Annotated in this window: 12 protein-coding genes; 8 read left to right on the top strand and 4 right to left on the bottom strand. The window is 41.6% G+C overall.

Features of this window, described 5'->3' with window-relative positions; translation table 11 throughout:
- Positions 1-173 precede the first annotated feature (173 nt).
- Positions 174-404 (bottom strand): type II toxin-antitoxin system HicB family antitoxin, encoded by a 231-nt coding sequence (locus tag RMZ95_RS25110; RefSeq protein WP_322684854.1) that lies wholly within the window; start codon positions 402-404, stop codon positions 174-176.
- Positions 405-522: 118 nt separating this feature from the next.
- Between RMZ95_RS25110 and RMZ95_RS25105 the strand changes: the two genes are divergently transcribed.
- From RMZ95_RS25105 to RMZ95_RS25080, 6 genes are all read left to right on the top strand, one after another.
- A complete protein-coding gene (locus RMZ95_RS25105) occupies positions 523-1,302 on the top strand; it encodes a class I SAM-dependent methyltransferase (RefSeq protein WP_322684855.1) in 780 nt (259 codons plus the stop codon).
- A 74-nt stretch (positions 1,303-1,376) separates the two neighbouring features.
- A complete protein-coding gene (locus RMZ95_RS25100) occupies positions 1,377-2,213 on the top strand; it encodes an urease accessory protein UreD (protein ID WP_322684856.1) in 837 nt (278 codons plus the stop codon).
- A 42-nt stretch (positions 2,214-2,255) separates the two neighbouring features.
- A complete protein-coding gene (ureA, locus tag RMZ95_RS25095; protein WP_322669692.1) occupies positions 2,256-2,558 on the top strand; it encodes an urease subunit gamma in 303 nt (100 codons plus the stop codon).
- A 21-nt stretch (positions 2,559-2,579) separates the two neighbouring features.
- Entirely contained in the window at positions 2,580-2,885 is a 306-nt protein-coding gene (locus RMZ95_RS25090) for an urease subunit beta (RefSeq protein WP_322684857.1), read from the top strand.
- 62 nt (positions 2,886-2,947) lie between these two features.
- The gene (ureC, locus tag RMZ95_RS25085; protein ID WP_322684858.1) at positions 2,948-4,663 is read left to right on the top strand and encodes an urease subunit alpha; all 1,716 of its coding nucleotides are present in this window, start codon (positions 2,948-2,950) and stop codon (positions 4,661-4,663) included.
- Positions 4,664-4,704: 41 nt separating this feature from the next.
- A complete protein-coding gene (locus tag RMZ95_RS25080) occupies positions 4,705-5,154 on the top strand; it encodes a hypothetical protein (protein ID WP_322684859.1) in 450 nt (149 codons plus the stop codon).
- Between the two features lie 109 nt (positions 5,155-5,263).
- On the opposite strand, the gene RMZ95_RS25075 is transcribed toward RMZ95_RS25080, so the two are convergent.
- Positions 5,264-5,662, bottom strand: coding sequence for a serine protease (locus tag RMZ95_RS25075; RefSeq protein WP_409883733.1), 399 nt, complete (start codon positions 5,660-5,662; stop codon positions 5,264-5,266).
- Between the two features lie 9 nt (positions 5,663-5,671).
- Entirely contained in the window at positions 5,672-6,019 is a 348-nt protein-coding gene (locus tag RMZ95_RS25070) for a CU044_2847 family protein (RefSeq protein ID WP_322684861.1), read from the bottom strand.
- Between the two features lie 182 nt (positions 6,020-6,201).
- On the opposite strand from RMZ95_RS25070, the gene RMZ95_RS25065 reads away from it, so the two are divergent.
- Positions 6,202-7,347 carry a hybrid sensor histidine kinase/response regulator gene (locus tag RMZ95_RS25065; protein ID WP_322684862.1) on the top strand — a complete coding sequence of 382 codons (1,146 nt, stop codon included), beginning with the start codon at positions 6,202-6,204 and terminating at the stop codon, positions 7,345-7,347.
- A gap of 187 nt (positions 7,348-7,534) precedes the next feature.
- Complete coding sequence (locus RMZ95_RS25060) at positions 7,535-8,917, top strand: aldehyde dehydrogenase (RefSeq protein ID WP_322684863.1); 1,383 nt, start codon at positions 7,535-7,537, stop codon at positions 8,915-8,917.
- Positions 8,918-8,993: 76 nt separating this feature from the next.
- Here RMZ95_RS25060 and RMZ95_RS25055 read toward each other — a convergent pair whose 3' ends face one another.
- Positions 8,994-9,599, bottom strand: a complete 606-nt coding sequence (locus tag RMZ95_RS25055; RefSeq protein WP_322669681.1) for a sulfite oxidase-like oxidoreductase — start codon at positions 9,597-9,599, stop codon at positions 8,994-8,996.
- Between the last annotated feature and the right edge of the window lie 275 nt (positions 9,600-9,874).

The raw sequence follows: 9,874 nt of genomic DNA, 5'->3' as shown, positions 1-9,874 counted from the left end.
ATCATCCGGACATGATATCATGACTCCCTGCGGCTTGACGATGAAACATAAAGCCGCAGGGAGACATGATATCATGACTCCCTGCGGCTTGACGATGAAACATAAAGCCAAAGGTTTTTAATATTTTGATAATCTCTCTGTACCTAAACCCAGCTAGCCGTCCCATTAATTGACTACTGACCTACAACTAAAGGATAGTTAAATTGTTCAGATATTGGTTGCAAATAATCTAGTTCTTTATCCTGAGATTGTGCTTCTAATAACTTACGCGCTACATCACGGGCAATTTCTAAAGTTTCAGCAACAGTCCGTCCTTGAGCTATTAAACCTTGAAGCTCATCAGATGTTGCTAAATAAACGCCTTCAGGTAGTTTTTCAATGTGGATGTTTAGCAATCTTTCCATTATTGTATGTAGATGTTACTGTTTAGAGCGGTTTAATTGTTATGATATCGCTTTTCTGAACTACAGCGATGTCTACGACGGGCTACGCCAACGCACTTCTTCTTTTCTATAAAAACTTATGAGTCAAATTAATCCTGAAACAACCCCCTTACATACCTTAAACCCACTTAACCGATTTTCTGACAGAGCAGCGGATTATGTAAAATATCGACCAAGCTATCCCGCAGATGCAATTGATATTATCTTGCAAGGATTAGGTGAAAATTCACAACTCGTAGCAGCAGATATTGGTGCAGGTACAGGAATTTCTTCAAGATTGTTAGCTGAACGAGGGGTTAATGTCATAGCCATAGAACCAAATGCGGCGATGCGAGAAGCTGCTAAACCACATCCTTTAATAGAGTTTCGTGATGGAACAGCAGAATTTACCCAATTACCTGATAATTCAATTGATTTAGTTACTTGTTTTCAAGCTTTCCACTGGTTCAATTCCGAACCAACTTTATTAGAATTTCACCGCATTTTAAAACCATCAGCACGCTTGGCTGTCGTGTGGAATAACCGCGATAAAGAAGATACCTTAACTACAGAATATAGCCGAATAGTCCGCGAAGTATCTAATAATCACCCAGCAGAATCTAGAATGCAGTCGGTAGAGCCACTGTTAGTAACTCCCTATTTTATTAACATCCACGAATATACTTTTACTTATAGGCAACAGTTAGATTTAACTGGACTTATTGGGCGAGCAATGAGTGTTTCTTATTTGCCACGTGAAGGCTTGGCATACGAACAGCTTATTGATAGGTTTCAAGAATTATATCAGCGCTTTCGTAATGAGAGTGGTTTTATCTATATGGTCTATCGCACTAGCGTACACCTGGGCGAAAAACAATGATAAATTGCAAGTAAAGTAGCAGAGAATGCATTAAATAAATATAAGATATCTAAACTTTAATCTTGAATTTATAAATGACCTGCAATCCGCAAGCAGCAGAAGGTTGGCATGGCAAACTTAATTTAGTCTATGCCGATCGCCAGGGTAAAACCCAATTAATTTACGATCGCCAACAAGCGCCCCTGAAGGTACAACGTCCATTTTACCCAGAAGGGGAAATTTGTCATAGCGTCATTTTACACACGGCTGGGGGAATGGTGGGAGGCGATCGCTTATCCTCTAACATTCACCTCCAACCCCAAGCCCAAGCCCTAATCACTACAGCTGCTGCAAGCAAGATATACCGCAGTAATGGCTTACAAGCTAGACAAAACATCGAGATGCAAGTTGATGCTGGCGCTTGTTTGGAGTGGTTGCCGCAAGAGACAATTTTATTTAACGGTGCGATTTATCGGCAAGATTTACGGGTAGAATTAGCAACCGGGGGCAGTTGGTTAGGCTGGGAAATTACCCGGTTTGGTCGCAGTGCTAGAGGAGAAAAATTCTTGCAAGGGGAATGGCGATCGCACACGGAAATTTGGCAGCAAGATGTTCCCTTGTGGATCGATCGGCAATGGTTACAGGGTAGCGAAGAAACTTTTCACAGTCCCCACGGGTTGGCTGGAAAACCAATAGTAGGTAGTCTAGTTTGGGTTGGTGGTTCAGTTTCAGGAGAAATTGTTGAAAAAACGCGAAATTTATGGGATGGGAAAGGAGAAGCGGGTGTTAGTCGGTTACAACATGGATTATTGTGTCGATATCGCGGTGCTTCTACATCTGAGGTTAGAAACTGGTTTATTAATGTTTGGCAGTTGCTGCGAGTTTCTTTTTTAAATCGTGGTAATTGTATACCAAGAGTGTGGCAGCTTTGAACGAACCACGAAGGCGCGAAGGACGCGAAGGAAGAGGCAAGAATGCAACTTACGCCGCAGGAAAAAGATAAGTTATTAATTTTTACTGCTGCTTTATTAGCAGAAAGACGTAAAGTAAGGGGTTTAAAACTGAATTATCCAGAAGCAGTTGCTTATATTTCTGCTGCCATTTTAGAAGGTGCAAGAGATGGGCAAACTGTAGCTGAATTGATGAGTTATGGTACAACTCTCTTAACGCGAGATGATGTCATGGAAGGGATACCGGAAATGGTGCATGATGTGCAAGTTGAAGCAACTTTTCCTGATGGTACAAAGTTAGTGACAGTACATAGTCCAATTCGTTAATTTTTTAGTTTTTAATTTATTATGATTCCTGGAGAAATCATTACACCAGAAGGTGAAATTGAACTGAATGTTGGTCGTCCAACTATAAAATTGCTAGTGTCAAATACAGGCGATCGCCCCATACAAGTAGGTTCCCACTATCACTTTTATGAAGTCAACACCGCCTTAAATTTTGACAGAGAACAAGCCAAAGGAATGCGCCTCGATATCCCCGCCGGAACCGCAGTTCGCTTTGAACCAGGCGACGAAAAAGAAATAACTCTAATCCCCCTCGTTGGTACTCGCCAAGTCTACGGCTTCAACGCCAAAATTAACGGAAACCTCTAAAAACCTCCGCGTACCTCTGCGCTTCCCTTTGCGTCCCTTTGCGTTAAAAAAAAGGATTTTATATGCCTTACAGAATGGATCGCCGCGCCTACGCCGAAACCTACGGGCCAACAGTAGGCGATCGCATCCGACTTGCAGACACAGAATTATTTATTGAAGTTGAACAAGATTTCACCACCTACGGCGATGAAGTAAAATTCGGCGGCGGTAAAGTTATCCGCGATGGAATGGGACAATCCCCCATTTCTAACGCCGATGGTGCTGTTGATTTAGTAATTACTAATGCTTTAATTCTCGATTGGTGGGGTATTGTCAAAGCAGATATCGGCATTAAAGATGGCAAGATTTTCAAAATTGGTAAAGCAGGAAATCCTTATATTCAAGACAATGTAGATATTATTATCGGCCCCGGAACTGAAGCCTTAGCAGGTGAAGGAATGATTCTCACTGCTGGCGGTATTGATGCCCATATTCATTTTATTTGTCCCCAACAAATTGAAGTGGCGATCGCTTCCGGGATTACCACCATGATCGGTGGCGGTACTGGCCCCGCCACAGGTACAAATGCCACTACCTGCACCCCCGGCCCTTGGAATATTTACCGAATGTTGCAAGCTGCTGATGCTTTTCCTGTCAACTTAGGATTTTTGGGTAAAGGTAACGCCAGTCAACCCCAAGGACTTGTAGAACAAGTAGCCGCCGGTGCAATGGGGTTAAAACTCCATGAAGATTGGGGAACTACACCCGCAGCAATTGATACTTGCCTCAGCGTTGCCGATGAATATGACGTGCAAGTAGCGATTCATACTGATACTCTGAACGAAGCCGGATTTGTCGAAGATACGATCGCAGCTTTCAAAAATCGTACCATCCACACCTACCACACCGAAGGCGCAGGTGGAGGACACGCACCAGATATCATCAAAGTTTGCAGCCAAGCTAATGTTCTGCCATCTTCCACTAACCCCACACGTCCTTATACTCTAAATACCTTAGATGAACACCTAGATATGTTGATGGTATGCCATCACCTCGACCCTGCGATCGCTGAAGATGTCGCTTTTGCCGAATCTCGCATCCGTCGGGAAACCATTGCCGCAGAGGACATTTTGCACGACTTAGGCGCATTTAGCATAATTTCTTCCGATTCTCAGGCAATGGGAAGAGTGGGCGAAGTGATAATTCGCACCTGGCAGACATCTCACAAAATGAAGGTGCAACGAGGAAGTCTTAACGCACAAGGAACAGAGCAAAGAGCAGACAATTTTCGGGCAAAAAGATATGTTGCTAAGTATACGATTAACCCAGCGATCGCTCACGGAATTGCTCAATATGTGGGTTCAGTGGAAGAGGGAAAATTAGCAGATTTATGTTTGTGGCGTCCGGCATTTTTTGGCGTGAAACCAGAGATAGTGATTAAAGGCGGAATGATTGCATGGGCGCAAATGGGCGATGCTAACGCCAGTATTCCCACACCGCAACCAGTGTATATGCGATCGATGTTTGGTAGTTTTGCAGGGGCGCGTCATGCCACATCATTAACTTTTGTTTCCCAAGCAGCTTTAGAGAAAGAAATTCCCAGCCAGTTAGGTTTACAAAAAGCAGCAGTTGCAGTTTCTGGGACACGCCAATTGAGTAAGCGGGATATGAAGCTGAATGATGCACTACCCCACATTGAAGTTGATCCAGAAACATATCAAGTTAGGGCAGATGGTGAATTGCTGATTTGCGAACCTGCAACAGTTTTACCAATGGCACAGAGGTACTTTTTGTTCTAATTCATGACCGAGCAACTTACTGATTACGATAGTCAATTGTGATGGCGCATCTCAAGACCAAGGCAACGCAAGAAAACCCACAAAATCGGCTACAGTGGAAACTAAGCTTAGTCAGACGGCTGTATGAACGGGGATATAGCCGGGAAGATATTCGGGAACTATTTCGGTTTATCGACTGGATAATGGTTTTGCCAAAAGAGTTGGCACTTAATTTTAAAACAGAAGTAAGAAGTTACGAGGAGGCAGATAGAATGCGGTACGTAACTAGTATTGAAAGGCTAGCAAAAGAAGAAGGAATTGTCGAAACTGCTAGAGAAAGCATCATTACAGTTCTAGAAACGCGCTTTGGAGAAGTGCCAAGCTCTATTATCGAAGTTATCAATGGGATAGAAGAACCATCTGTGCTAAAAATGCTTCATAAAAGTGCGATCGCAATTCCTACCACAGCAGAATTTCAACAAGTTTTAGATAGTCTCACGTCTGGAGAATGAGCGATCGCCTATTTTTTGATGAGAGTTCGATCGCAATTTTTTCTACAACAGAATTTCAGCAACTCTTAGATAATCTCACTTCTGGGCAATGAGCGATCGCTCTGATGCATTAACGTAACACGTCGATGTCTTGGCATAACACGTCGATGTCTTGGCATAACACGTCGATGCATTGGCATAACACGTCGATGTATTGGCATAACACGCCGATGTATTGGCATAACACGTCGATGTATTGGCATAACACGTCGATGTATTGGCATAACACACCGATGTATTGGCATAACACGTTGATCGCCTGTTTTGTGGTGAGAGTGCGATCGCCTAAATAAACCAACTCAACCCTTTGCTCATTGACTCGGACTTCTTCCCAACCCCCTGCCGACTCAACGACATGGGCACAGGTGAGTAAATGTCCATTGGGTGAGATAAAAAAGCCCGTGCCTTGGATGTAACCTTCTGGGGTAGCGATCGCCACGGTACAAGCTTTAACTAATTCCCAACTCATGAAAATTTATTACTTGTTTTCTTCGAGTGCCAGTTTCCAAGTTATTTTCACCTTCAGTGATGCCTGTCCACTAGATTCGACTACATAAACTGAGCCTTTGGCGGTAAAATTCAACCCAAACTCAACTTCTCCGCTCACAGGTTGCGATTCTTGCTGTAAGGTACGAAATGCTTTTGTAATTGGGCGACACCCGCGAACAATCAAATCCTTAACGGCATCAAAGCTTGCCTCTACTTTTTCTATAGGTAAATCACCTGTAGGTGGTGATACACGACCTACTGAGCCATCTGGTAACTCAACTGCTACCAAAATCGTGCCGCCATCCTCTGTATTCAGTTCTAGAAGCTTACGAGCCATAATTTCATTAGCTTGTGGCTATCTGTTAAAAAGGTAAGTAAAGTAGTTTTTGAAATGGATTTATATAAACTTCTAGGTAAACAATTTTTTTGTAGAAAGTATATTTGAGCGTTATATAGAAAAACTATACCAATAAACCAGTTTCCCTAAAAATTTACTTTTACCCTGTACCTTGCATCTATATGACTTCACAATCTTCTCGCTCTGACAAAATTCTAGTTGTCGATGACTCTCCTGATAACGTGTTTTTGATCAAAACTATTTTGGAGGAAGAAGGTTACACCATTAGCACCGCAGAAAATGGTATTTCGGCCTTGGCAGAATTGAAAGCTTCTCCTTGTGACTTAGTTCTGCTGGATCTGATGATGCCAGGTATGGACGGGTACGAAGTTACCAAGCACATTCGTGGAGATATGAAATTGCCGCAGTATATCCCCATATTGCTGATCACTGCCCACGATGCGCCCAACGTCGCCCACGGATTAGATTTGGGTGCTGATGATTTTATCCGCAAACCTGTAACAGTAGACGAATTGCTGGCACGAGTGCGATCGCTCCTACGTTTGAAGCATAGTATGGATGAACGTGATGAAATTGCCCGCCAGCGAGAAGATTTTGTCTCCCGTCTCACTCACGACTTACGCACTCCCTTGGTAGCTGCCGATCGAATGTTGATGCTATTTCAGCAAGGTGCATTGGGAACATTATCAACGCAAATGCAAGAAGTAATCGCCATCATGGCCCGTAGCAATATCAACCTGCTTTCTATGGTAAATACTTTATTGGAAGTTTATCGTTTTGAAGCGGGTCGCAAAAGTTTGGCGTTTCAACCGGTTAATCTGGGTCAATTACTAGATGAAGTGACTGGAGAATTGTCACCCTTAGCTCAAGATAAAACACTGTCCCTAAATTTGGATGTTACTGAAGAGTCAGTCACAAATATAGTGATGGGCGATCGCTTGGAACTACATCGTTTATTTACCAATCTCATCGGAAATGCGATCAAATTTACCGACTCCGGGTCTATTACTATTCGTTTTACTTCTCAACGGCAGTTCAACAAAAGTAATCAATCTCAGTTCTCTGAAACATCCAATTCCGTTGACTACATTAGAATTGAAATAGCGGATACTGGCCCAGGTATTCGCCCTGAAGAACAAGCCACTATATTTGAACGATTTCGCCAAGGCAGTCATAAGAGTTCTGGTAGTGGCTTAGGACTGTATCTTGCTCGTCGAATTGTCGAGGCACATCAAGGCATTATTCTGCTTAATTCCGAGTTGGGCAAAGGTAGTGTATTTATTGTGCTTCTACCCACCAAAGCATGAAAAACTAGTAATTATAAATTATGAATTATAGAGTTTTTTATCCTGGTAATTCATGATTTATAACCTTACTAGTATCTACGATAATTTAAAGTAAAAAATTAAATCAGAAAATCAAATGCTAAGAATTGAAAAATCAAATATGCTGAGATAACAGCATTAAACAAATAGTTTTTAATAGGAAAAAACAATGATTACCACTGAATTATCTAACATTGGCAATATTATCCAGAATCAGCGAGAGTTTTTTCAAACGGGCAAAACTAAAGATGTAACTTTTCGCATTGAACAACTGAAAAATCTTAAGCAAGCAATTATCGAACATGAACAGTCAATAGTCGAGGCATTACAAGCGGATTTACATAAACCAGAAGTAGAAACTTATCTTACAGAAATCAGCGTAGTTAAGGATATTGATTACGCTATCAAACATCTTCAAAACTGGACTAAACCCCAAAAAGCAGCAGTTTCCTGGGATTTTTTTTCCTACTCAGCGAAAATTTATCCAGAACCATTAGGGGTTGTCTTAATCATCGGCCCTTGGAACTATCCATTTCAGTTGATTATCTCACCTTTAATAGGTGCGATCGCAGCCGGAAATTGTGCAATTATCAAACCTTCAGAAATTGCTTCTCATACCTCTGATGTCATTGCTAAGATTATTGCTAAATATTTTGACCCTGCTTATCTTGCAGTGATTGAAGGAGGCGTGGAAGCAAGTCAAAAACTACTTGCAGAAAAGTTTGACCATATCTTTTTTACTGGTGGTACAGCCGTTGGCAAAATCATCATGGCAGCAGCAGCAAAATATCTCACACCAGTGACTTTAGAATTGGGTGGCAAAAGTCCTTGCATTGTAGATACTGACATTAATATTGAACATACTGTCAGACGAATTACTTGGGGCAAATTTATTAATGCGGGACAAACTTGTATCGCCCCCGACTATCTTTTAGTTAATAAAACAATCAAGAAAGATTTAATAGATGGTTTGGAAAAATCTTTAAAAGAATTTTATGGTGATAATCCTGTAAACAGCCCTGATTATGCCCGGATTATCAGTGAAAAACACTTTGAGAGATTAGTTAGTTTTCTTAAAGATGGAAAAGTTGTCATCGGTGGAGAAAATCAACCTTCAGAGCGTTATATTGCTCCAACACTAATTGATAATGTCTCACTAGAAGATTCTGTCATGCAAGAAGAAATTTTTGGCCCTATTCTACCCATCATTGAATATACTGACATTGCAGAAGCGATCGCCTTGATTAACTCTAGACCCAAACCTTTGGCGTTATACTTATTTTCTCAAGATAAAAACCTGCAAAAGCGAGTTTTGCAGGAAACTTCCTCTGGTGGAGTTTGTATTAACGACACAGTTATGCAGGTTGGTGTCTCGTCTTTACCATTTGGTGGAGTGGGAGATAGCGGTATTGGCAACTATCACGGCAAAGCTAGCTTTGACACCTTTTCCCATCAGAAAAGTGTATTGCAAAACTCCTTCTGGCTCGATTTAAAATGGCGATACGCTCCATATCAGGGCAAATTGCCGCTAATCAAGAAACTTTTAGGATAGAAGTTATGAGTTATGAGTTATGAGTTATGAGTTATGAATTTTTAACTCCTAACTCTAAACTTCTAACTTCTAACTATTAAATCCCAAAAGCGTTGCTGTAACGCTCCTCAGCCCAAGGTTCACCACGGCGATGGTAGCCATTGCGCTCCCAAAAACCAAGTTCTTCAGCAGCTAAAAATTCCAAACCATTAATCCACTTAGCACTTTTCCAAGCGTAGAGGTGGGGTACAACTAGCCTCATCGGCCCACCGTGTTCAGATGGAAGGTCTTCACCAAAGACTTTAAAAGCAAAGAAGTTTTCTTCGCGCAGAAAATCTTCTACAGAAATATTGGTGGTGTAGCCGCCATAGCAGTGTTCCATAACGTGGGCTACTTTCGGGTCTAATTCAATCAGACCCATGAAATCTGTAACTTTAATGCCAGTCCATTTGACATCAAGTTTAGACCAGCGCGTTACACAGTGGAAGTCAGCTGTGAATTCGTGTTGAGGTAGCGCCATAAAATCTGACCAACTAAAGGTAGTAGATTTTGCTAAACCCCAAACTCGAAACTCCCATTCCTCAGTGCTGACTTTGGGAGTTTCGCCGTAAGTTAATACGGGGAAACCTTTAGCTAAGTGTTGACCAGGAGGGACGCGTTCGCTTTCTTCTTTACCTGGTTTCTGAAAAAATTTTCCTATCATAATTAGAGAAAAATAAGTTTTCTCAAGATGTTTACAAGCTTTTTTGCTGAGTTGCCAACAGCACCAGATGTTTTACTCTTTATATAAACTCTTGAATGATAGGTAATGGGTAATGGATATTTCCAATTACTCACTACCAATTTTTTTCGATCTAATGAGCTTATGTAGAGTGTCTATGACTCATAATGCAATCAGGAAAGCTAAGAAAAAGCATTTATCTAGCGATCGGAAGTTTGATTGTTGAGTTTGGCAATCAAATCTATCGGTGCTATTCG

Source organism: Nostoc sp. DedQUE07, from assembly GCF_034530975.2.
Lineage (GTDB): Bacteria > Cyanobacteriota > Cyanobacteriia > Cyanobacteriales > Nostocaceae > Nostoc.
This window is presented reverse-complemented; position numbering and strand designations above follow the sequence as displayed.

Bases quoted from the DNA above. Each gene is read 5' to 3' on its own strand.
- RMZ95_RS25110 (WP_322684854.1), bottom strand. From the start codon at position 404: ATGGAAAGATTGCTAAACATCCACATTGAAAAACTACCTGAAGGCGTT.
- RMZ95_RS25105 (WP_322684855.1), top strand. From the start codon at position 523: ATGAGTCAAATTAATCCTGAAACAACCCCCTTACATACCTTAAACCCA.
- RMZ95_RS25100 (WP_322684856.1), top strand. From the start codon at position 1,377: ATGACCTGCAATCCGCAAGCAGCAGAAGGTTGGCATGGCAAACTTAAT.
- ureA (WP_322669692.1), top strand. From the start codon at position 2,256: ATGCAACTTACGCCGCAGGAAAAAGATAAGTTATTAATTTTTACTGCT.
- RMZ95_RS25090 (WP_322684857.1), top strand. From the start codon at position 2,580: ATGATTCCTGGAGAAATCATTACACCAGAAGGTGAAATTGAACTGAAT.
- ureC (WP_322684858.1), top strand. From the start codon at position 2,948: ATGCCTTACAGAATGGATCGCCGCGCCTACGCCGAAACCTACGGGCCA.
- RMZ95_RS25080 (WP_322684859.1), top strand. From the start codon at position 4,705: ATGGCGCATCTCAAGACCAAGGCAACGCAAGAAAACCCACAAAATCGG.
- RMZ95_RS25075 (WP_409883733.1), bottom strand. From the start codon at position 5,662: ATGAGTTGGGAATTAGTTAAAGCTTGTACCGTGGCGATCGCTACCCCA.
- RMZ95_RS25070 (WP_322684861.1), bottom strand. From the start codon at position 6,019: ATGGCTCGTAAGCTTCTAGAACTGAATACAGAGGATGGCGGCACGATT.
- RMZ95_RS25065 (WP_322684862.1), top strand. From the start codon at position 6,202: ATGACTTCACAATCTTCTCGCTCTGACAAAATTCTAGTTGTCGATGAC.
- RMZ95_RS25060 (WP_322684863.1), top strand. From the start codon at position 7,535: ATGATTACCACTGAATTATCTAACATTGGCAATATTATCCAGAATCAG.
- RMZ95_RS25055 (WP_322669681.1), bottom strand. From the start codon at position 9,599: ATGATAGGAAAATTTTTTCAGAAACCAGGTAAAGAAGAAAGCGAACGC.